The sequence below is a fragment of the Curtobacterium sp. 9128 genome, from assembly GCF_007673775.1.
GTDB lineage: Bacteria > Actinomycetota > Actinomycetes > Actinomycetales > Microbacteriaceae > Curtobacterium.
The window spans coordinates 556,700-578,060 of the sequence record NZ_VEAF01000002.1; the positions used below are offsets into that span (position 1 = coordinate 556,700).

Here is a 21,361-nt window from a genome sequence, read left to right on the forward strand (position 1 = left end):
GAGAGCGTGCGGAACACGCCGGAAGTTCGTGTGGACAACTGTGGACAGTGGTGTGGAGAACCCCGGTACCGAACACACTTTCGACGCTCTGACCTGGGATTTCGATTTCCACACTGTGTGTGGACAAGTGGGGTTCAACGTGCAGTCGAAGGTTCTCGATTTGACGTTTCCGCTGTGTAAAACGACTTGACAAACGCGAGCCTGAGGACAACTTTCCCGGCGGGCTCCCAGGCTCACCCGACCCCGCGCCGGACGTAACCGCTCAGGCCAGCGCACCCGAGCCTCCCGTCCGCCGCGCAGCGGATCGGTAACCCGCCAGCGCCACCAGCGAGCGCGCAGGAGAGCACGCCCCTCAGGACGCCAGCGACACCGCGACGCTCCCGGTCCGCGTGGTCGCCGTCACGAGCGGCACCTGCAGTGTCGACGCCAACCCGGTCCCGAGGTGCACGAACGCCGTTCCCGGCTCGATCCGCGTGGAGATCGACGACCGCGAGATGCGGACCCCGATGAGGTCGCCCGCGAGCGTGTCCTGCGGGGACAGCAGTGCCCCGCGCCGGTTCTTCTTGGCGTCCACCTGCCACCCGCCGAACCCTGCGGCGAGCCCGGTGGTGTTCCCACCGAGGAGCATGCCCTGCCGGTTGTCCGCAGCCGCGCGGCCCCAGTCACGCAGCCACCGGGCGGCGGAGCAGTCGATGAGCAGCTCGCCGTCGTCGACGACGAGCACGACGGGGGTGCCGTCCGGGGTCAGGACGGGGGCGAGCTCGGCCTCGGTGACGTCGTCCCCGGTGAAGACCGCGCGGACACCGGGGAGCCCCGCGAGATCACGCACGGCTCCCTGCCGCGGCGCCAGCACCACGAGCTGCGTCCCACCCGCCAGGAGCGACCGCGCCATCGACGCGAGCATCGTGGAGCGGCCGGAGCGCGACGGCCCGGCGACCACGAACGTGCCGCCGCCGGTGGACAGGTCGACGGTCTGCAGCTCCATGTCGTCGCCGCCGATGCCGGTGACCGCCACCATCGGTGCCGGCTGTGGCGCCGACTCGAGTGCGAGCGCTCCGTCCAGGTCGAGGTCCTTCGGCAGCGCGTCGACGCGGAACGGCCGCGGGGCCGGCAGCCCGCCGGACACGCCGGCCACTCCGGACATGCCGGCAGCCCCAGCCACCCCGGCACCGCCGGACGCGCCAGCCGCAGCCTCGGCAGCACCGGCACCGGCACCGGCACCGGCACCAGCACCAGCACCAGCACCAGCACCAGCACCAGCACCAGCACCAGCGGCGTACTCCGTCCGCAACGACGCCGCCAGGTCACGGATCGCCGCCGCCTGCCCCTGCCCGGAGACGTCGGACCCGAGCGAGGCGAACTGCACCTCGATGCCGGACTCCGCACGGAACCCGCGCCCGGGCGGGATCGACGCGGGCAGCTTCCGGTGGTTGATCCCGCCGAGGGAGTAGTCGAGGCGGTCGGTCAGGCGCAGGACGATCTTGTCGTCGGTGAGCGTCGACATCCGCGACGACAGCAGCGTCCGGTCGCCGGAGATGACGACGTGGATCCCGGCGGCTGCTCCGTCGCGCAGGAGCGACTGGAGCGCGTCGGTCAGGGCACCGCCGTCGACCTCACCGAGCGAGGTCGTGAAGTTCTCCCAGCGGTCGATGAGCACCAGCACGTGGGGGAGTCGCTCACCCGGTGCCGCGAGGAGTCGCTGCTCGGTGATGTCGGAGGCACTCGCGGCCGCGATGACCTCGTGGCGCCGGGCGGTCTCCCGGGACAGCCGGTCGATCAGGCGTGTGGCCCGCTCGACCTGGGTGCGCTGCACGACGGCACCGCAGTGCGGCAGCGCCTGCAGGGACGCGAGCGCCCCGTTGCCGCAGTCGATCGCGTAGAGGTGCAGGTCGGTCGAGGGCACCGAGGACGCGGCGGACGCGGCGATGGTCCGGAGGGCGAGCGAGCGCCCGGAGCCGGGTGCGCCGACGATGTAGAGGTGGCTGAAGCGGTCGAGGTCGATCTCGGCGGCACGCTGCTCCTGCGTGTCGGGCAGGTCCTCGGTGCCGAACGGGAACCGGAGGGCGTCCTCGGCGGCGGTCAGCGCGCGTCCGGCACCGACCGCGGCTGCGCCCACGGCGTCGAGCGGCAGCAGTTCCGGCAGCGGCGGCAGCCACGGGCTGTGCAGGGGACCGATGCCGAGGCGCTCGCGTGCGTCGCGCATCGCGCCGACCAGGACGGACAGGTCGGTCGCGGCCGACGCCGCGTCGCTGCGGACGGGACGGGCGGGTGGTGCGGTCGCGAAGTCGCGCCAGTCCAGGACACGGACGAACGGGAGGCTCGTGGCCGGGTCCTCGTCGCCGGCCCACTTCCCGCCGACACGCGCCGACTGGAACGGCACGACCGACGAGTGCCCGAGGCGCGCGTACGCGCGCCCCGGGACGCTCTTCGGGATGCGTGCGGCGTCGGCGACGTCGATGACGTCGGTGCTCTCCCCGGAGTCGGTCATCCGGAGCGCGACGCGGAGGTTCGTGTTCGCGCGGATGTCCGGGCCGACGACACCGCCGGGTCGCTGCGTCGCGAGGATGAGGTGCACGCCGAGGGACCGGCCGCGCTGGGCGATGCCGATCAGTCCGGACACGAAGTCCGGCAGCTCGGTGACCATCGCCGCGAACTCGTCGATGACGAGCACGAGCCGCGGCATCGCCTCTCCGCTGCCGCCACGGGCCAGGTGCGCCTCGTGGTCCTCGATGTCCTTCGCCCCGGACGCGGCGAGGATGTGCTCGCGCCGGGTGAGCTCGGCGCGGAGGGACCGCAGCGCACGCTCCACGAGGTGCTGGTCGAGGTCGGTGACGAGCCCGACCGTGTGGGGCAGGTCCGATGCGACGCTGAACGCGGCACCGCCCTTGTAGTCGACGAGCACGAACGTCATCTGGTCCGGCCGGTTCCCGAGCGCGAGCGACGCGACGAGGGTCTGCAGGAACTCGGACTTGCCCGAGCCCGTGGTGCCGGCGACCAGGCCGTGGGGGCCGTCCTTCACGAGGTCGAGCGCGAACGCCCCGTCGATGCCGACACCGACGACGGCGGACGTCGTCGCACCGCCCTGCCGCCACCGGTCGGCCACGAGTGCGCCGGACGGCTGGGGGAGGTCCACCACGTCGAGCAGCCGGGCGGCGTCGGGCACCAGCCCGTCACCCTCGGATCCGCTGGTGTCCCGGAGCGGGGACAGCGCACGGGCGACGTCGTCGTACCAGTCGTCCGCCACCCGGTCGGCGAGCACGAGCTCCACCGGCGCGGAGAGCTGCCGACGGAGCACGAGTTCGGTCGGGGTGCGGTGCGTCACGGTGGCGACGCACTCCTCGGGGAGCTGCCACTCCTCCTCGTCGATGCAGACCAGGCGGATCCCGCACGCGGGCCCGTCGCGGAGCAGGCCGACGACGCCGGGCATCGCGCGGAGCCGTCGGGCACCGTCGAGCACGACGACGATCTCCGGCGAGAACCGGGAGCGCATCGACCCGTTCTTCGTCCGTTCCGCGCGACGCTCGGCGAGCACCTGCGTGAGCTCCGCCAGCCGTCGTCCGATCGTCTCGCCGTCCGCACCGAGGAGCGCGAGGGCGTCCTGCCCGCCGGTCGGCCGCAGGTGGGGGAGCCACATCGACCATGCCCACTCGGGCATGTGCTGCTGCGCGGTGAGCACGACGAACTGCACCTCGCGCGGGCTCTGCGTCACCGCGAGCTGTCCGAGGACCCAGCGGCCGAGCTCCCGCGGCGTGGAACCGGCACCGGCGATGCCGAGCACGCCGACCTCCGCGAGCGGCACGGTCACCGGCACGCCCCGCGTCACCCGGTCCTCGTGCGCGAGGCCGTCGAGGTCGCGGTCGTCCTCCACCGTCACGGTCGACGGCAGGTCGCCGACGCCGATCCGGACGTGCAGGTGGTCCTTGTCGGACGGCCGGCGCTCCCAGAGACGCCGGCCCGGGGTCGTCGCGACGACCCGGAGCGATCCGGCGTCCGCCGACGAGGTCCGCCGCGCGTCCCGTTCGGCGAGCACTGCGGCGTCGATGGCCCGCTCGAGCGCGGCCACACGCTCCCGGTGCTCGGCGACCTGCTTCCGGTGGCTCTTCTTCCCCGTCCGACGCGAGGTCACCGTCTGCCCGACGACCATGATCGGCGTCATCGCCGCGAACAGCAGGTAGAAGGGCGAGTGGAACACCGTGGCCATCACGATGCCGAACATCGCCGGGACGAACACCATGATCCAGGGGATCGCCGAGCGCTGCGGCGGCACCGGCGGCTTCGGGATCCGGAACTGCGTCGTCAGGAACGGCGGGAGCAGTCGCGGCGGCCGGTTGAAGTCCAGCTGGCCGGAGTCCGGCGGCCGGAGGAGCATGCGGTCGACGACCTCGACCGGCCGCACGGTGAGGACGGTCGAGCCGATGGTGACCAGCGCGTCGGGCACCCACGCTGCCCACTCGTCGCCGATCGCGTCCTGCTCCAGCCGAGCCGTCAGCGAACCTGCTGAACCGGTTACCGCCTCGCCACTGTGGGCCCGCCGGACCGTCACGGTCCCGTCGAAGGCGATCCGGGCCTCCAGGCCGGGCAGGTCGGCCGCTGCGGCGCCCACCAGGGGCGCGCCGTCCTCGTCGAGCGCGATGCGGACCGTGCCGGGGGAGAGCCGGCGTGCGCGCCCGGCGTCGACGCCGCCGACGACGAGCAGGTGCACGATCCCACGCTCGGTCTCGGGCCGGTCGGTTCCGCCGACGTGCAGGACCGCGCCGTCCACGAGCCCGCTGCGGGCGAACGGCACGTCGCCGTCGGAGGCATCGGACGGCATCGTCGCGCCGCCCGTGCGCCGCGCCATCGCGTCGACGACGCTGCGCATCGGCGTCTGCGCGGGGGCGTCGACGAGGACGTCCGAGCTCTCGCCCGTGACGTCGTCGACGACCGTGACGACGACGCGCATCAGGCGTCCGTCTCGACCGGATCCGGCTGCCCGACGGGCGACGTCGGGACGGATGCCGCGAGCGGCATGGAGAGCCCGAGGTCCATCCAGCGCACCGTGCCGAGGACGTCCGAGACGTGCGTCCCGTCGCGGCGCGCCTCGATCGTCCACCGCGCCAGTGCGTGCGGCGCCGCCGCGACGCAGGCCCACCGGCCGCCGGGGCGCTCGAGCAGGCGGGCGAGTTCTCGACCGTCCTCCCCGGACGGCACCTTCGCCACGACCAGGAGGCCCGGGGTCGCGTCCGCCGCGACCGCAGCGACCGCCTCGCGGACCGACACGGCGACGCCGCCGGTGGACCCGACGCCGACGGTGAGCACCGCGGTGCCGGTCGACCAGGGGTCGGTCCTGACCTGGTCCACGATCCGCCGGAGCACGGCGTCCCGGGCTGCCGACTCGCCGGCCAGGGCGACGATCCCGCGCACGCGCCGCAGGTCGACGAGCACCGTGTCGTCCCCCGCGGTGCCGACGGACACGACCGCGGTGAACTCGGTCGGGGCGCTGCCGACGAGCGGGACCGCCTGCAGCGCCCACATCGGCGCCGACCACGACCGGCCGTCCGGCGTGGCGGTCCACGGCTGGGGCGGGGCCGTCGTCGGCGATGCCAGGTCGAGCCGCACGGTGGTGCCGACCGTGATGCGGAGGGCACCGGGGAAGACCACGCCGGCGGCCTCGCAGGACGCCGCGACCGCGCGGAGCACCCGGTCGATGCCCCACGGCGCGGCCGGGTCGCGGCGGGCCTGGTCGGCCCAGGCGACGGCGTCGGTCGCGGTCCGCCGTCGGACGGCGACGATGGTCGGGATGACGAACGCGAGTGTGCCGAGGAACAGCACCGCCGACATCGTCAGCAGCAGGTGCGACTCCGGGTGGACGAAGGACCAGGTCACGCGGCGCCCCCGAGCTCGTGCAGCCGATGCTCCAGCGTGGTCGGCTCCGCTCCCGGGACGTCGGCCCAGCGGAAGGTCGTCATGATCGCGTCGAAGAGGGCGACGAGCGCGTCGGTGAGCCGCTCGTCGGTCCCGGGTGCGCTGATCGCGGAGAACGACATCACCACCCAGCGGCCGGGGCGGTGCGGCACCGGGATCGTGTAGACCACCTGGCGGTCGTCGACGACGGGGAGGTCCTGACCGAGCTCCGGCAGCTCCGCGGCGGGGTCGACCCGCCGGACGACGGTCTCGGTGCGGGCCGCGATGCCGCCGTCCACCTCGCGGATGCCGGGGTCGTCCTCGTCGCGACGATCGGGGAGCGCGTCGGCGAGGAGCTGGGCGATGACCTGCTCCGGCGCCTCGTCGGACTCGTCGTCCACCTCGGTCTCGATGACGGAGACCGGCGGGGTGAAACCGTCGACCGGGCGCACCGGCAGGTACACGGCCGTCGCGCCGTTGTCGCCTGCCTCGACCACGGTCGCGGTGAGGCGCTTCCGCATCTCCTGCCGGAGCGGTTCGGCACGGTCACGGGGCAGGTCGTCCGGGAGCGCGCCAGCGATGACCTGCCGCACGATCGTCGCGAGCTCCTGCCGGGACTCCTCGCGAGCGGGGAGCCGGGCCCACCCCGGCGGGACGACCATGACGAACGAGGCGGTGAGGTCGGTCATGCGGCGACTCCGTTCCGGACGGCGGCGAGCAGGTCGACGACCTCGGTGCCGAAGACGGGCACGACCTCGAGGTCACGGGTCCGCCAGAGGACCCGCGTGTCGACGCGGGTGCCGTCGTCGAGCGCCTCGCGGCGGACCGCGCACACGGTCGCCCAGACGGCACCGTCGTCGTCGAGGTCGTACCGCGTGACGACGGGACCCTCCCCACCGATGTGCTCGGGGAGCTCGTCGACGGCCGGCCGCTCGACCGGCAGGCCGCCCTCGGCGCCCGCGAGCTCGAGCAGCCCCTCGTCGCCGTCCTCCGCGAGGCCCACGGACACCACCACGGGGAGCGGCCACCGGTTCGGCACGCCGAGGCCGGCGACGAGCCGGTCGCCGCCGTCGAGCGCTGCCCGGAACTCGAGCAGGGTGTCGAGCGCCGTGACCGGGTCGACCTCGCTTCCGTCGGCGAAGAGCCGCTGCTCACCCTCGGCGTCGCGGTCGACCTGCACGATCGCCGCGAAGAGCCGGAGGGCCTCGGCCCGCCAGGCCGGGGTGGCCTCGGCGACGTCGGGGACGACGAGCCACTGCGGGGGCTCGACGTCGATCCGTGAGGTGAGGGCGGGTGCTGCGCCGGAGGGTGCTGCGCTCATGGGCTCCACTGGTCCGTGCTCCTGTGCTGCTCGGGTCGTGCTCGGTGTCTCGGAGGTCGACCTCAGACGCTGATCGGGTGCTTGATCGCGTTCCAGTCGTCGGTCCACGGACGCTTCTTGTCCGCGCCGTCACCGATCGGGTTGATGACGAGACCGGCGATCGAGTAGTCCCTGCCCCAGACGGCCATGCCGCCGTTGACGTAGGTGTGCCACTTCGGGGCGGAGCCGACCACGGCGCCGAGCCCGTTCGCGCCGCCCCACTTGCCGAGGTCGTTGCGCAGCAGCTGGAAGTCGACGCCGCCGATCCGTTCCGCCCAGCCAGTGAACCCCTGCTTGGTGAACAGATCGGAACCGAACTGTTTCGAGATCGTGGCCCAGTCGTTCCGGATCGTCGTGCCGATCTTCGGGATGTTCCACCAGTTCGGGTTGTCCGTGAACTTCCCCATCAGGTCGTCCATCCGCTTGATGGCGATCTGGGTGACGTCCCCGTCGAGCTTGTCCGCGACCTTCATGTCCGCGTACGCGTCGTCGAGGCTCTTCGTCTTCGAGAGCCACCCGCCGATCGCGTCGTTCCGGAGCTTGGCGATCTTGCCGAGGTCGACCTTGAGTCCGTTCTGCACGGCGGACTTCCCGGCGGTGATGCCCTTGCTCACGGCGATCGACGTCGCCTTCGTGATCCCGACGCCGACGCCGAGCGTCACGACACCGACGACCGCCATCACCAGGTCGAAGACGTTGCCCTCGCCGAGCGCGGTGAGCCCGATCTGTGCGACGAGACTCACCCCGGCCGCGACCGCACCCATGATCGCGAGCACGCCGACGCCGGGGATGAGGATCGCCAGTGCCGCGAGGGCGATGCCGATGTAGGTGAAGATCTTGACGAGGATCTTCAGCAGCTTCGAGAAGAACGCCTTGATCTTGTCGCCGAGGGTGTCGTGGAGCCCGTCGTCCCACGCCGCACGGATGGTCGACGCCGCGGCCTTGCCCGCGCCGTCGAGCGCCGACAGGGCGTTCCGCAACTTCGCCTTCGCGGCGTCCATCGCGTCGTTCGCCCGTGTCGTCGCGGAGTGCTTCGCGTCGATCGCGGACTGTTCGTCGTCCGTCAGCGGGGGAGCGTCACTCGCGCGGTTCTGCGACGGGTCCGGCATCGCCGACGCCGCGGCACCGGACTGCTGCGCGGCCTCGGCGTCCTGCAGTGCGGCGGCCGATTCGCTGAGCCCCTGCTCGAGCGACGGTACGTACCCCGCGAGGGCCTTGAGGATCGCGTCGTACCGGCCCGAGATCTTCTGCAGGGACTCGGCGACCTCCTTGCTCTTCTTCCGGACCGCGTCCGCGGTCTCGCCCTTGAACTTGCTCTCGTCGCCGTCGCCGATGCTCTTCAGGACCGCGGCCTCGGACGTGATCTCCGCCGCCATGGCCGTGTAGTACGCGATGAGCTCGCCGATGACGACGGTGTCCGCGATGACCGGGTCGGTCGACTCGCCGAGCAGGCCCCAGTTCCCTGCGCGCACCGGCATCAGGCGTTCCCCGCGTCCGTGGTCTCGGTGGTGAGCTTGTCGTGCAGGTCCTGCTCGAGGTCGGTCCAGTTCTGGGTGGCCTTCTGCATCTTGTCGCGCAGGTCGGCGATCGCGCCCTTCATCTTGTTCCGGTGGATCTTCCAGTCACCGGAGAAGTCGTGCATCGCCTTGTACACGTCGTGCTGCCCGTACACCTGGTCGAGTGCACGGTCGTCGGACTTCTGGTGCTCGAGCTCGTCCGAGATGTGCTGCAACTTCGTCGTCGAGTCCTCGAGGACTTCCTTCGTGATGATGAGGTCGGCCATGGATCCTCCGGGGTCGGATGGTCAGCAGCGGATCCGGTGCTCCGTGTGGGCGCCGGGGTGGAACCGGATCGGTCCGCGCCCCGGATCGGGACGCGGACCGGCGGTGGCGGGACTACTTGATCGCGTTCGCGAGTTCCTGGTCCGTCTGCTGCAGCGCCTCGGCCGCCTTGTTGAGGTACATCGACATGCCCTCGAGGCCCTCGATGGTCTTCGTCGCACCGTCGTTGAACTCCTGGTACGAGCTGCCGAAGGCGACCGACGACTGGTCGGTGACGTAGCCACCCGAGATCAGCGAGTCCACCAGCGACTTCAGCTCGCGCAGCTTCGACGTGATGTCCTGCTCGCCGTTCACGAGTCGGGTCGCGGCGTCCTGCATCTCGCCGTAGGTCACGTTCAAGTTGGGCATTGCCTGCTCCTGTCGTTCGTCTTCACCCCCGATCGAGGGACAGATGAGACGTTATTTCACGATGGAACCAGTTCGCGGGGTACGTTTTCCCGGATCAGCGCGGTGATCGCCTACACACGATTGTGCAGATTCCAGCATTTCGGCAGCGGCGTCGACTCGATACGGTTCGGTATTCGTATGTCACCCGTTATGAAATACCAGTCGGAACGGCGTGTCGCACGTTGCCGACGGAACGCGATGTCCCCCGTTCTGCGGACCGGACATGTCCCGCGGACGGGTCAGAACCCGTGCACGAGCGCTCCGGACGCCTCCTCGTAGCCCGGCACGCGCTCCTGGTCGGAGCCCCACCCGGTGGGCTTGATGCCTTGGCCGTAGACGAAGGTGTTCGTCCAGCTCAGCACGACGCGACCGCCGGCGACGACCTTGTGCCACGCGGGCAGGGCAGCGATGTCGACGCCGTAGTCACCCTTCATCGCGACCTTCATCGCGTCCATCTCGATCTGCCGATCGACGCTGAACAGGCGGTCGGCGCGCCAGTTCCCCTTGACGAGCACGTCCGAGATCTTGCCCTTGTCCTCGGCCCACAGTGTCTTGTTCGGGTGCCACCAGTTCGGCTTCTCCTTGAAGCCGCCGAGCACGTTCTTCATCGTGGTGTCGAACCGCACGTCGGTGAGCCGGTTGATGTGCCGGTCGATGGTGCCGACCGTCCGCGCGGCGGAGGAGTCGTCGAGGGCGTTCTCGATCGTGCGTGCCCGGACGTCCTGCAGCTTCTTGATCTTGTCGAGGTTCATCTTCTCGAACCCCTTCATGCCCTTGGCGAGCCCGGCGGTCTTCGCGACCGAGGCCGCCTTCGTGACGATGCCTCCGACGCCGACGAGCACCAGACCGACCGCCGAGGTGATCACGTCGAGCCACGAGCCCTCGCCCATGCCGGCGAGCGCGATGTTGGCGACCAGGGTCACCGAGGCAGCCACCGCGGCCATGAAGGTCAGCATCCCGACGCCGGGGATGAGGATCGCGAGCGCCGCCAACGCGATGCCGATGTAGGTGAAGATCTTCACGAGGATCTTCAGCAGCTTCGAGAAGAACGCCTTGATCTTGTCGCCGAGGGTGTCGTGCAGCCCGTCGTCCCACGCCGCGCGGATCGTCGACGCCGCCGCCTTGCCCGCCGCGGTGAGCCCGTCCACGGCTCGACGCAGCCGGGCGACCGCGGCATCGGCGCTGTCACTCGCGGCGCTCTCCGCACGGTGCTTCGCGTCGATCGCGCCCTGTTCCTCGTCCGTCAGCGGGGGAGCGTCACTCGCGCGGTTCTGCGACGGGTCCGGCATGGATCCGGCACGCGTCCCCGCGGCCGCCGCGTCCTCGGCGTCGCGGAGCGCTGCGGCGGACTCGGTGAGCGCGGTCTCGAGGCTCGGCACGTACCCGGTGAGGGCATCGCGGATCGCCTCGTAGCGGCCGGCCGTCTTCTGCAACGAGGCCGCCACCTCCTTGCTCTTCGCTCGCACGGCATCGGCGGACTCGCCCTTGAACCGGCTCTCGTCCCCGTCGCCGATGCTCTTCAGGACGGCGGCTTCGCTCGTGATCTCCTGGGCCATCGTCGTGTAGTAGGCCACGAGCTCCTGGACGACGGGTACGTCGGCCACGATCGGGTCGGACGACTCGTGCAGGAGTCCCCAGTTGCCGCTGCGGGCGGGCATCAGGCGTTCCCCGCGTCCGTGGTCTCGGTGGTGAGCTTGTCGTGCAGGTCCTGCTCGAGACCAGCCCAGTTCTCCACGGACTTCTGCATCTTGTCCCGGAGCGTCGACACGGCGCCCTTCATCTTGTTGCGGTGGATCTTCCAGTCGCCGGAGAAGTCGTGCATCGCCTTCTGGACGTCGTGCTGGCCGTACACCTCGGTGAGTGCGCGGTCGTCGGACTTCTGGTGCTCGAGCTCGTCCGAGATGTGCTGCAGCTTGGTCGCGGAGTCCTCGAGGACGGCGCGGGTGATGATGAGGTCGGCCATGGGTGCTCCCGATCGACGGAGGTGGACACGAGCGGTGCCCGGGGTCCCGCGCGGCGGCGGGACTCCGGGCGGCCCGACTACTTGATCGCGTTCGCGAGTTCCTGGTCGGTCTGCTGCAGCGCCTCGGCCGCCTTGTTGAGGTACGTCGACATGCCCTCGAGGCCCTCGATGGTCTTCGTCGCACCGTCGTTGAACTCCTGGTACGAGCTGCCGAAGGCGACCGACGACTGATCGGTGACGTACCCGCCGGAGATGAGCGAGTCGACGAGCGACTTCAGCTCGCGCAGCTTCGAGGTGATGTCCTGCTCGCCGTTCACGAGTCGGGTCGCGGCGTCCTGCATCTCGCCGTAGGTGACGTTCAAGTTGGGCATGGCGTGCTCCTTGTTCGCGGTGTGCCTGGCTCCCCCGGGTCGGAGGCAGCAACGACGCTATCGACCCGGATGCCCCCGAACGGGGGTGTTCGGATGCTGTTCACCGCGATTTCCCCAGCACGCGAGATGCCCGCTCGTGCCCCCCGGATCGGGAGTGCCCACCGCGCGGTGCCCGTCCTGGGCTCGCCCCATGACCGACGTCCAACGCCCGCCGCGCCCCCGCGCCGTCCTCGTCGCTGCCGTGCTGTGGTGGCTCTCGCTCGTGCCCTCCGTGGTGTTCGTGGCCGTGCAGATGGTGCGTCTTGCGGCGCGCCGTGTCCCGGGTGCCGGTGCCACAGACGTGATCAGCGGCCTCGTCGTCCTCGGCGTCACGGTGTTCATCGGCTGGGTGGTGCTCAGGATGTCCCGCGGATCTCGTACTGCGCGGTTCTGGCTGGCCGTGCTCGCGGGCATCGGCGTGCTGAGCGTCGTCATCGAACTCGCGACGGGGACCGCGACGATCCGGGTCCTCGAACCCGTCGCCGCCGGGGTCGCGTCGGCACTCACCTTCCTCCCGAGTGTGCGGCCGCACTTCCCGAAGCCGCCGCCCCGCCAGCGCAGGGCACCGGAGCGGAAGGTCGTCGCCTGGGACCCGAACACGGGGGAGCCCATCCGCGCGTCGGAGTGACGCGCGCAGTCACGACCTGCGCACACTGACGACGAGTGCGCACGCGGGCGCAGGCGCACCTGTCGCCACGGCGAGCAGGAACCGGAGGGAACCGGCAGGACCCGGCACGGAACCGGCGAGCAGACCCGGACGGAACCCGGCACGGCACCGGGCCGCATCCGGCAGGAACGACGGAAGGCGGGCCTCCCGTGGGGGAGACCCGCCTTCCGACGGAACCGACGCTGCCTTACTTGGCGGCGACGACCTTCAGCGAGATCGTCGCGATGATGTCCTCGCGCAGACGCACGGTGGCCTCGTGGTCACCGACGGTCTTGATGGTCGCGGGGACCTCGACCTTGCGCTTGTCGAGCGAGCCGACGCCCTGGGCCTCCACGGCCGAGGCGACGTCCGCCGGACGGACGGAGCCGAACAGGCGCCCGTCCTTGCCGGCCTTGACGGACAGCTGGATGGTGGCGTTCTCGAGCTTCATCTTGAGGTCCTGTGCCTCTTCGATGGTGGCGAGCTCGCGAGCGGCACGGCCGGCGCGGATCGACTCGACCTGCTTCTCGCCGCCCTTGGACCACGCGACGGCGAAGCCCTGGGGGATGAGGTAGTTGCGGGCGTAGCCGTTCTTGACGTCGACGACGTCACCGGCGGAACCGAGGCCGGAGACCTCGTGGGTGAGGATGAGCTTCGACATGTGTCGACCTCCGATCAGCGGCCGGAGCCGGCGTAGGGGAGGAGCGCCATCTCACGGGCGTTCTTCACGGCACGGGCAATGAGGCGCTGCTCCTGGACGGAGACGCCGGTGATGCGACGGGCGCGGATCTTGCCACGCTCCGAGATGAACTTGCGCAGGGTCGCAACGTCCTTGTAGTCGATGACACCGACCTTGATGGACTTCGCGGGAGCGGCGTTCTTGCCGCCCTTGCCGCGAGGCTTGCGGCGGTCGCCGCTGCTCTTTCCAGCCATTGTTTTTTCCTTAGGAGAAGAAGTTGTCTACCGTGTGATCGCGAGGATCAGAACGGGGTCTCGTCGTCGTAGGTGCCACCGGGGGTCGACCAGACGTCGTTCCCCTGCTGACCACCCTGCTGGCCGCCCTGCGGGGACCACGGAGCGTCGGACTGGCCACCGCCGGAGCCGGACTGCCCGGCACCGCCGTTGTTCCAACCACCGCCGCCGTTGCCGCCGCCGGACTGCCCAGCGCCGCCGCCGACCTGGCCACGACCACCGCCGCCACCCGCAGCACGGGTGACCTGCGCGGTCGCGTAGCGGAGCGACGGGCCGATCTCGTCGACCTCGAGTTCGATGCTCGTACGCTGCTGGCCCTCACGGTCCTGGTACGAGCGCTGACGCAGACGACCCTGCGCGATGACGCGCGAGCCCTTCGTCAGCGACCCCGCGACGTGCTCGGCGAACTCGCGCCACACGCTCGCACGGAGGAACAGCGCGTCGCCGTCCTTCCACTCGTTCGCCTGTCGGTCGAACGTGCGAGGGGTGGAGGCGATGGTGAAGTTCGCCACCGCGAGCCCGTTCTGCGTGTAGCGCAGCTCGGGGTCAGCGGTGAGGTTGCCCACCACCGTGATGACGGTTTCGCCGGCCATCGGTTACTCGGCGTTCGCGGTCGCGGCGGCCGGGGCGGCGGCAGCGTTCGCTGCCTTGCGGGCGGCACGGGCCTCGTCGCGCTGCTTCTGCGCGGCGACCTGCGCCATGCCCTCTTCGGCGCGGAGGACCTTGGTGCGGAGCACGGCCTCGGAGAGACCGAGCTGACGGTCCAGCTCCTTGGCGGCGTCGGCCGAGGACGTGAAGTTGACGACGGCGTAGATGCCCTCGGTCTTCTTCGCGATCTCGTAGGCCATGCGACGACGGCCCCAGACGTCCACGTTGTCGACGGTGCCACCGTCGTTGCGGATCACGGCGAGGAACTTGTCCAGGCTGGGAGCGACGGTGCGCTCATCGATCTCGGGGTCGAGGATCGCCATCAGTTCGTACTGGTGCATGCGGAACCCACCTCCTTTGGTCTCGAACGGCTCCGGGCGGTTCCCGGAACAGGAGGGTTGATGCATGTGCGCCGGACCACAGGTGCGGTCGGCACAACCCCGCAAGCTTAGCGGACTGCCTGGAGGCACGCCACCGATCCGGCAGATCGGCCCGCCCGGTCAGTCGGTCGCGTCGCGCGCGGCCCACCAGGTGCGGAGGCGCTGCTCGGCGTCGTCCTGGCCGAGCGGCCCCTCGTCCATCCGCGTCTCGAGGAGGAAGCGGTACGCCTCGCCCACCGCACGCCCCGGCGGGATGCCGAGGATCCGCATGATGTCGTCACCGGTCAGGTCGGGTCGGATGGAGTCGAGCTCCTCCTGGTCCGCCAGCACGCGGATGCGGTCCTCGAGGTCGTCGTAGGCGAAGGCCAGACGGTCGGCCTTGCGCCGGTTGCGCGTCGTGACGTCGGACCGGGTGAGTTCGTGCAGCCGCTCGAGCTGCGGGCCGGCGTCCCGGACGTAGCGGCGGACGGCGGAGTCCGTCCACGCGCCGTCGGTGTAGCCGAAGAACCGCAGGTGCAGCTCGATCAGGCGGGCGACCGCGGCGATGGTGTCGTTGTCGAAGCGGAGCGCCCGCAGCCGCTTCTTCGCGAGCTTGGCACCGACGAGGTCGTGGTGGTGGAAGCTCACGGCGCCCCCGGGTTCGAGCTTCCGGGTCGCCGGCTTGCCGATGTCGTGCAGGAGCGCCGCGAGCCGGAGCACCGTGTCGGGTGCCTCGCCCGCGTGCCGCTCGTGCTCGTACCCGATCGCCTGCGTCAGCACCGTGAGCGAGTGCTCGTACACGTCCTTGTGGTGGTGGTGCTCGTCGATCTCGAGCCGCATCGCGGGCAGCTCCGGCAGGAACCGCTCGGCGAGGCCGGTGTCCACGAGCAGCCGCAGCCCCGGGACGGGGTCGAGTGTGCCCAGGAGCTTCACGAGCTCGTCGCGGACGCGCTCGGCCGAGACGATCTCGATCGAGTCGGCCAGTTCCTGCATCGCCGACCGGACGTCGTCGGACACCGTGAACCCGAGCTGGGCGGTGAACCGTGCCGCCCGCATCATGCGGAGGGGGTCGTCGCGGAAGGAGACCGTCGCGGACTGCGGGGTACGGAGCCGTCCCGCGAGCAGGTCCTCGACGCCGCCGTGCACGTCGACGAGCTCCCGTGCGGGGAGTCGGAGCGCCATCGCGTTGACGGTGAAGTCGCGGCGGAGCAGGTCGTCCTCGATGGTGTCGCCGAACGCGACCTCGGGCTTGCGCGTCGCACCGTCGTAGACGTCGCTGCGGTACGTCGTGATCTCGACCTGCTCACCCTCGACGCGCGCGGCGATCGTGCCGAACTGCCGACCGACGTCCCAGGTCGCGCTCGCGATGGGCTCGACGATCGCCAGGACGTCGTCGGGGCGGGCGTCGGTCGTGAAGTCGAGGTCGGTGACCGGACGACCCAGGAAGGCGTCGCGGACGGGTCCACCGACGAGCGCGAGTTCGTGGCCGGCGTCCGCGAAGGCGCGGGCGAGGACGGCGACGGGCGCGGTGGCGGCGAGTGCGTCGAGACGCTCGACGGCCTGGGCAACGGACTGCATGACGTCCTCGATCATCCCAGACCCTGCCGGTTGTCCACATCCCTGGCGCGCACGCGAGGCTCTCATGGTCGTGCCTCATACACTCTTCCGAGGCCCGAACCGACCCCGGGCCACCTCGCATGCACATTCTCCGCACCTCGCTCGCCGCCGCAGCGTCCGCCCTGGTCGCCCTCGGTCTCGTCGTCACGCCCGCCGCCACGACGGCCGCGCAGGCGACCACGGCACCGACGACGACCACTCGGACGGCACACCCGACGTCCTCGGACGCCGGCAAGACGACCGTCGAGATCGTGCCGGCGGACCGGGGCGTCCTCACGCCCGGACAGGAGCTCTCGCTGTCCGTGACGGTGACGAACGACACCGACACCGACCTGCCGGCCGGCACCGCGGAGTTCGACGTCTACCGGCAGTACGCGGGCACCCGGGACGTCCTGAGCGACTGGCTCGCTGACACCAGCACGACCGGTTACCTCGGTGCACCCATGGACTCGGTGGACGTCCCGGCCGTCCCCGCACACCGTTCGGTGACGCTCGACGACGTCCGGATCGCATCCGGCAACGTCGGCCTCGGCGGGTACACCTCGTTCGGCGCCCGACGCATCGCGGCCGACTACCGCGCAGGCTCCACGAGCGCCGTCGACCGGTCGGCGATCACCTGGTACCCGGACTTCGAGCAGACCCCGGTCGGTGTCTCGGTCGCGATGCCGATCACGATGCCGGCCGACGCCGACGGCCTGATCTCGGCGAAGGACCTCGCGAGCGCGACGAGCCTCGACGGCACGCTCACCCAGCAGCTCGACGCCGCGCAGGACCACAACGTCGCGCTCGGCATCGACCCCCGCATCATCGCCTCCATCCGGATCCTCGGCGAGAACGCGCCGTCCTCGGCGACCACGTGGCTCGAGCGGCTCGAGCGGATGCGCAACGAGACCTTCGCGCTCTCCTACGCCGACGCGGACGTCACCGGCCTGCACCAGGCGGGGTCGTCCGGCATCCTCGCGCCGATCTCGCTCGACCAGCAGGTCGACCCGAAGGACTTCCCCGGAGCCGCGACGCCGACCCCGACGCCCAGCGCGACCCCGGGCGGCACGAGCACCCCGACCCCGAGCAGCACGCCGACGTCCGGCGCGACGGACGACCCGGCGGCGGCGCAGTCCGACGCGACGCCCACCCTGCCCACCACGCAGTCGCTGCTCGACTTCCCGTACTCGATGTCGTCGGTGTCGTGGCCCGTCGAGGACACCGTCGCCACCGGTGACCTCGAGGCCCTGCACGACGCCGGCACGACCGCGACGATCGTCGCCAGCGGGAACACCTCCGCCGGTCCGGACACCACGGTCAGCGCCTCGGAGAAGATCGGCGACGACCAGGTCCTCGTGTCCGACACCGGCATGTCGGCGCTCCTGCGCGCGGCCGCCACCGCGACGACGCAGCACGCGTGGTCGGACGCCATGAGCAAGCTGACCGCCACCCTCGCCACGGCGGCCCGGCAGGGCGGCACCAGCGGACCGGTCCTGCTCACCCTCGGTCGGGACTGGCCCACGGACTCCCTCCGGCTCAGCCAGGCACTCGACGCGCTGGAGAGCACCGCATGGGCCTCGCCGGCCGACCTCACCACCGCTGCAGCGACCACACCGGGCTCGCTGTCGCTGACGAGCGAACCGAACAGCGACGCCCGACTCGACCAGCTCGAGCGCCTGGTGCAGGCCGAGCGGAACACCACCGACTTCGCCTCCGCGATCGCGACGCCGGCGGACCTCACCGCGCCGATGCGCCTGTCGGTCCTCGCGGCCGCGTCGAACGCCTTCCGCTCGGACGACACCGCCTTCGTGAAGGCCGTCGACACGCAGGTGAAGCAGTCGGCGAAGACCGTCTCGAGCATCGGGATCCTCGACGGCAGCAGCATCACCCTGCTCGGGGACCGGTCCTCCCTGCCGATCTCGATCCGGAACCGCTCCGCGTTCCCGGTCACCGTCTACCTCACCGTGCAGCCGTCGAACTCCTTCCTCCGCATCGAGAAGAACGCGGTGAAGGTGACCGTGCAGTCCGACTCGTCCAGCCGGGTGACCTTCCCCGTGCAGTCGGTCGCCAACGGCAAGGTCGAGCTGACGATGTCGCTGACGAGCGCCACCGGCGTGCGGATCGCCGACCCGGCGACGGTCGAGATCAACGTCCAGGCGCAGTGGGAGACGTTCATCACCGGGGCAGCGGCGATCGCGGTCATCGCGATCTTCGGGCTCGGGATCTACCGCAACGTCCGCCGCCGCCTGCGCCGTCGTCGCGGGGAGCCGGACGACGAGGACGACGACGACCCGAACCGTCTGCTCGCGGTCCAGCCGGACGCGCCGGGCCAGCCCGCCACGGTGACGACCGGGCCAGGAGGCACGGCCTCCGGATCCGCGTCGGCTGCTGCAGTGCCCGTGGTCGGCTCACGTCTCGACACCGCGTCCGCGCACGCCGCGGCCGAGCCGAGCCTGGCGACCGGCACCAGGGCCGACGACGTCGTGCCAGCACCCGACCTGGAAGACTCCCTCATCAGCACCACCCAGCAGCAGCCCGACGTCGACGCCGAACCCGTCGCGGACCGGAACCTCGGGCGGGCGAGTGCCATGCTCGCGGCCGGCACCATGGTGTCCCGGGTCCTCGGCTTCGCCAAGACGTTCGTGCTCGCCTACGCGATCGGCCAGAACGCGAGCCCCTCGGCCAACGCCTTCGCGGTCGCGAACCAGCTGCCGAACAACATCTACGCGCTCATCGCCGGCGGGCTGCTGTCGGCCGTGCTGATCCCGCAGATCGTCCGCGCGATGCAGAAGAACACCGACGGTGGTCAGGCGTACGTCAACAAGATCGTCACGCTCGGCGGGTCCGCGTTCATCGTCATCACGATCGCCGCGACGGCCCTCGCACCGCTCCTGGTGCGCTTCTACACGAGCGACACGCTGGGGTCCGACGGCGCCGCCTCAGACCTCGCCGTCGCGTTCGCGTTCTGGTGCCTGCCGCAGATCCTCTTCTACGCGATGTACTCGCTCCTCGGCGAGGTGCTCAACGCCAAGCAGGTCTTCGGCCCCTTCACCTGGGCGCCGCTGCTCAACAACGTCATCGCGATCGCCGGGCTCGTCGTGTTCATCGCGATGTTCGGCCACGGGCACAGCACCCCCGGCGAGTGGACGCCCCTGAAGATCGCGGTCCTGGCCGGCAGTGCCTCGGTCGGGGTGTTCGCGCAGGCCGCCTTCCTGCCGCTCTTCTGGCGACGGGCCGGGCTGACCTTCCGCCCCGACTTCCGGTGGCGCGGCGTCGGCCTGAAGTCGACCGGCACCGCCGCGGGCTGGCTCTTCGCGATGATCCTCGTGACCCAGGGCGCCGGTGTCGTGCAGTCGCAGGTCGCCTGGCTCGGGCAGGACGCCGGTCCCGGCAACGCCGTGCTCGGCAACGCGTGGCTCATCTTCATGCTCCCGCACTCGATCATCACCGTGTCGATCGCCACCGCCTACTTCACGCGGATGAGCCACGACGCCGAACGCGGAGACCTGGCTGCCGTGCGGCGCAACCTGTCGACGTCCCTCCGGATCGTGGGCCTCTTCACCGTGTTCGCGTCGGTCGCGCTGATGGTCGTCGCGGTCCCGTTCGGTCGGCTCTACGAGGGCACGTTCGAGAGCTCGCTGCAGGTCGGCGCCGTGCTCGTGGCCTACATGCCCGGACTGGTCCTGTTCAGCATGCTGTTCGTGATCCAGCGGGTCTTCTGGGCGATGCACGACCACCGCACGCCCTTCCTCATGCAGCTCGTCCAGTCCGTGCTGTTCGTCATCGGCGCCCTCGCGGTCACGACCTTCCCCGCGTCCGTCATCGGCATCGGGGTCGCGGCCTGCACCACGATCGCCGGGTCCGCGCAGACGATCGTCGCGCTCGTCGTGGTGCGTCGCCGGCTCGGCAGCATCGACGGTTCCGCCGTCACCCGCTCGCACGCGCAGTTCGTCATCGCGGCGCTGATGGCCGGAGTCGCCGGACTCCTCACGGTGAACTTCTTCGGCGCGTTCTCCGAGGACGGGTTCGCCATGTCGGACCGCACCGGCGCACTCATCACCATCGTCCTGACCGGCGCGGTGATGACCGGCGTGTACGCCCTCGCGCTCGTCGTCGCGAAGAACGGCGAGGTCCGCGGTGCGGTCGACATGGTCAAGGCACGACTCGGACGCTGACGGTCGTCGTTCCCGGGTGTCACGGAATGCCGCGCCGCTAGCATGTGTTGACCCGGTCAGAAGCAACGGAAGGGCACCCAAGGCATGCGCCAGCTCATCATCATCGGTTCCGGCCCGGCCGGGTTCACCGCCGGCATCTACGCCGCGCGCGCCCAGCTCAAGCCGCTCATCGTCGCCTCGAGCGTCGAGACGGGCGGCGAACTCACCAAGACCACCGAGGTCGAGAACTTCCCCGGCTTCCCCGAGGGCATCCAGGGCCCCGACCTCATGATCAAGATGCAGGAACAGGCCGAGCGCTTCGGTGCCGAGGTCCTGTACGACGACGCCGTCTCGGTCGAGCTCACCGGCGAGGTCAAGAAGGTCACCGTCGGCTCCGGCGAGACGTACGAGGCCCTCGCGGTCATCTACGCGACCGGGTCGGCGTACCGCCAGCTCGGCCTCGCGGACGAGGAGCGGCTCTCCGGCCACGGCGTCTCGTGGTGCGCCACGTGCGACGGCTTCTTCTTCCGGCAGAAGAACATCGCCGTCGTCGGCGGTGGCGACTCCGCGATGGAAGAGGCGACGTTCCTCACCCGCTTCGCGGACAAGGTGACCGTCATCCACCGCAAGGACACCCTCCGTGCGTCGAAGATCATGCAGGACCGGGCGATGAACGACCCGAAGATCGAGTTCGCGTGGAACAAGGAGGTCGTCGGGATCACCGGTGCCTCGTCGGTCGAGGGCGTCACGCTCAAGGACACCGTCACGGGGGAGACCTCGGAGCTCGCGCTCGACGGCCTGTTCATCGCGATCGGCAACGACCCGCGCGTGCACCTCGTCCACCAGCAGCTCCAGCTCGCGCCGGAGGGCACCATCGCCGTCGAGGGTCGCACCTCCCGCGCCGTCGGCGTCCCCGGTGTCTTCGTCGCCGGTGACGTGCTCGACCACACCTACCGCCAGGCCATCACGGCGGCGGGCTCCGGTGCGGTGGCCGCACTCGACGCCGAGAAGTACCTCGCCGACCTCGAGGACGCACTGACGGACCAGGCCGAGGGCGAGACCCCGGCCGAGCCCGTCACGATCTCGGCCTGAGCCTCCCGGGAATGGACCGGCGGCCCTCGCCGTTCCACCCACCGACC

Annotated in this window: 18 protein-coding genes; 3 read left to right on the forward strand and 15 right to left on the reverse strand. The window is 70.8% G+C overall.

Features of this window, described 5'->3' with window-relative positions:
- Positions 1–352: 352 nt before the first annotated feature.
- From FS641_RS05945 to FS641_RS05990, 10 genes are all read right to left on the reverse strand, one after another.
- Entirely contained in the window at positions 353–4,942 is a 4,590-nt protein-coding gene (locus FS641_RS05945; protein ID WP_144761308.1) for an FtsK/SpoIIIE domain-containing protein, read from the reverse strand.
- Complete coding sequence (locus FS641_RS05950; protein ID WP_144761311.1) at positions 4,942–5,865, reverse strand: hypothetical protein; 924 nt, start codon at positions 5,863–5,865, stop codon at positions 4,942–4,944. Before FS641_RS05950 ends, FS641_RS05945 begins: the two co-directional genes overlap by 1 nt.
- Entirely contained in the window at positions 5,862–6,572 is a 711-nt protein-coding gene (locus tag FS641_RS05955; protein ID WP_144761314.1) for a hypothetical protein, read from the reverse strand. Before FS641_RS05955 ends, FS641_RS05950 begins: the two co-directional genes overlap by 4 nt.
- On the reverse strand, positions 6,569–7,204 hold the full coding sequence (locus FS641_RS05960) for a hypothetical protein (RefSeq protein ID WP_144761317.1): 636 nt from the start codon (positions 7,202–7,204) through the stop codon (positions 6,569–6,571). The genes FS641_RS05955 and FS641_RS05960 overlap by 4 nt, the downstream gene beginning before the upstream one ends.
- A gap of 62 nt (positions 7,205–7,266) precedes the next feature.
- Positions 7,267–8,721: a hypothetical protein gene (locus FS641_RS05965; RefSeq protein WP_144761322.1), complete on the reverse strand. Its 1,455-nt coding sequence runs from the start codon at positions 8,719–8,721 to the stop codon at positions 7,267–7,269.
- On the reverse strand, positions 8,721–9,026 hold the full coding sequence (locus tag FS641_RS05970; protein ID WP_144761325.1) for a hypothetical protein: 306 nt from the start codon (positions 9,024–9,026) through the stop codon (positions 8,721–8,723). Before FS641_RS05970 ends, FS641_RS05965 begins: the two co-directional genes overlap by 1 nt.
- Before the next feature lie 112 nt (positions 9,027–9,138).
- Positions 9,139–9,432, reverse strand: a complete 294-nt coding sequence (locus FS641_RS05975; RefSeq protein WP_126889958.1) for a WXG100 family type VII secretion target — start codon at positions 9,430–9,432, stop codon at positions 9,139–9,141.
- 278 nt (positions 9,433–9,710) lie between these two features.
- Entirely contained in the window at positions 9,711–11,129 is a 1,419-nt protein-coding gene (locus tag FS641_RS05980) for a WXG100 family type VII secretion target (RefSeq protein ID WP_144761328.1), read from the reverse strand.
- On the reverse strand, positions 11,129–11,434 hold the full coding sequence (locus FS641_RS05985; RefSeq protein WP_144761331.1) for a hypothetical protein: 306 nt from the start codon (positions 11,432–11,434) through the stop codon (positions 11,129–11,131). Before FS641_RS05985 ends, FS641_RS05980 begins: the two co-directional genes overlap by 1 nt.
- Before the next feature lie 77 nt (positions 11,435–11,511).
- A complete protein-coding gene (locus tag FS641_RS05990; RefSeq protein WP_144761334.1) occupies positions 11,512–11,805 on the reverse strand; it encodes a WXG100 family type VII secretion target in 294 nt (97 codons plus the stop codon).
- 190 nt (positions 11,806–11,995) lie between these two features.
- Between FS641_RS05990 and FS641_RS05995 the strand changes: the two genes are divergently transcribed.
- Positions 11,996–12,472, forward strand: coding sequence for a hypothetical protein (locus FS641_RS05995; RefSeq protein ID WP_144761337.1), 477 nt, complete (start codon positions 11,996–11,998; stop codon positions 12,470–12,472).
- A 226-nt stretch (positions 12,473–12,698) separates the two neighbouring features.
- On the opposite strand, the gene rplI is transcribed toward FS641_RS05995, so the two are convergent.
- From rplI to FS641_RS06020, 5 genes are all read right to left on the reverse strand, one after another.
- Entirely contained in the window at positions 12,699–13,151 is a 453-nt protein-coding gene (gene rplI / locus FS641_RS06000; RefSeq protein ID WP_144761340.1) for a 50S ribosomal protein L9, read from the reverse strand.
- 14 nt (positions 13,152–13,165) lie between these two features.
- The gene (gene rpsR, locus FS641_RS06005; RefSeq protein ID WP_071278496.1) at positions 13,166–13,423 is read right to left on the reverse strand and encodes a 30S ribosomal protein S18; all 258 of its coding nucleotides are present in this window, start codon (positions 13,421–13,423) and stop codon (positions 13,166–13,168) included.
- Between the two features lie 47 nt (positions 13,424–13,470).
- The gene (locus FS641_RS06010) at positions 13,471–14,055 is read right to left on the reverse strand and encodes a single-stranded DNA-binding protein (protein ID WP_144761343.1); all 585 of its coding nucleotides are present in this window, start codon (positions 14,053–14,055) and stop codon (positions 13,471–13,473) included.
- Positions 14,056–14,058: 3 nt separating this feature from the next.
- Complete coding sequence (gene rpsF / locus FS641_RS06015) at positions 14,059–14,451, reverse strand: 30S ribosomal protein S6 (RefSeq protein ID WP_144761346.1); 393 nt, start codon at positions 14,449–14,451, stop codon at positions 14,059–14,061.
- 159 nt (positions 14,452–14,610) lie between these two features.
- Positions 14,611–16,047 (reverse strand): CCA tRNA nucleotidyltransferase, encoded by a 1,437-nt coding sequence (locus FS641_RS06020; RefSeq protein ID WP_144761587.1) that lies wholly within the window; start codon positions 16,045–16,047, stop codon positions 14,611–14,613.
- A gap of 119 nt (positions 16,048–16,166) precedes the next feature.
- Here FS641_RS06020 and FS641_RS18255 point away from each other — a divergent pair, with 119 nt between their 5' ends.
- Both FS641_RS18255 and trxB read left to right on the forward strand, forming a co-directional pair.
- A complete protein-coding gene (locus FS641_RS18255) occupies positions 16,167–20,243 on the forward strand; it encodes a DUF6049 family protein (RefSeq protein WP_222122050.1) in 4,077 nt (1,358 codons plus the stop codon).
- Positions 20,244–20,327: 84 nt separating this feature from the next.
- Positions 20,328–21,314 (forward strand): thioredoxin-disulfide reductase, encoded by a 987-nt coding sequence (gene trxB, locus FS641_RS06035; RefSeq protein ID WP_144761352.1) that lies wholly within the window; start codon positions 20,328–20,330, stop codon positions 21,312–21,314.
- Positions 21,315–21,361: the final 47 nt, after the last annotated feature.

Bases quoted from the DNA above. Each gene is read 5' to 3' on its own strand.
- FS641_RS05945 (WP_144761308.1), bottom strand. From the start codon at position 4,942: ATGCGCGTCGTCGTCACGGTCGTCGACGACGTCACGGGCGAGAGCTCG.
- FS641_RS05955 (WP_144761314.1), bottom strand. From the start codon at position 6,572: ATGACCGACCTCACCGCCTCGTTCGTCATGGTCGTCCCGCCGGGGTGG.
- FS641_RS05960 (WP_144761317.1), bottom strand. From the start codon at position 7,204: ATGAGCGCAGCACCCTCCGGCGCAGCACCCGCCCTCACCTCACGGATC.
- FS641_RS05965 (WP_144761322.1), bottom strand. From the start codon at position 8,721: ATGCCGGTGCGCGCAGGGAACTGGGGCCTGCTCGGCGAGTCGACCGAC.
- FS641_RS05970 (WP_144761325.1), bottom strand. From the start codon at position 9,026: ATGGCCGACCTCATCATCACGAAGGAAGTCCTCGAGGACTCGACGACG.
- FS641_RS05975 (WP_126889958.1), bottom strand. From the start codon at position 9,432: ATGCCCAACTTGAACGTGACCTACGGCGAGATGCAGGACGCCGCGACC.
- FS641_RS05980 (WP_144761328.1), bottom strand. From the start codon at position 11,129: ATGCCCGCCCGCAGCGGCAACTGGGGACTCCTGCACGAGTCGTCCGAC.
- FS641_RS05985 (WP_144761331.1), bottom strand. From the start codon at position 11,434: ATGGCCGACCTCATCATCACCCGCGCCGTCCTCGAGGACTCCGCGACC.
- FS641_RS05990 (WP_144761334.1), bottom strand. From the start codon at position 11,805: ATGCCCAACTTGAACGTCACCTACGGCGAGATGCAGGACGCCGCGACC.
- FS641_RS05995 (WP_144761337.1), top strand. From the start codon at position 11,996: ATGACCGACGTCCAACGCCCGCCGCGCCCCCGCGCCGTCCTCGTCGCT.
- rplI (WP_144761340.1), bottom strand. From the start codon at position 13,151: ATGTCGAAGCTCATCCTCACCCACGAGGTCTCCGGCCTCGGTTCCGCC.
- rpsR (WP_071278496.1), bottom strand. From the start codon at position 13,423: ATGGCTGGAAAGAGCAGCGGCGACCGCCGCAAGCCTCGCGGCAAGGGC.
- FS641_RS06010 (WP_144761343.1), bottom strand. From the start codon at position 14,055: ATGGCCGGCGAAACCGTCATCACGGTGGTGGGCAACCTCACCGCTGAC.
- rpsF (WP_144761346.1), bottom strand. From the start codon at position 14,451: ATGCACCAGTACGAACTGATGGCGATCCTCGACCCCGAGATCGATGAG.
- FS641_RS06020 (WP_144761587.1), bottom strand. From the start codon at position 16,047: ATGCAGTCCGTTGCCCAGGCCGTCGAGCGTCTCGACGCACTCGCCGCC.
- FS641_RS18255 (WP_222122050.1), top strand. From the start codon at position 16,167: ATGCACATTCTCCGCACCTCGCTCGCCGCCGCAGCGTCCGCCCTGGTC.
- trxB (WP_144761352.1), top strand. From the start codon at position 20,328: ATGCGCCAGCTCATCATCATCGGTTCCGGCCCGGCCGGGTTCACCGCC.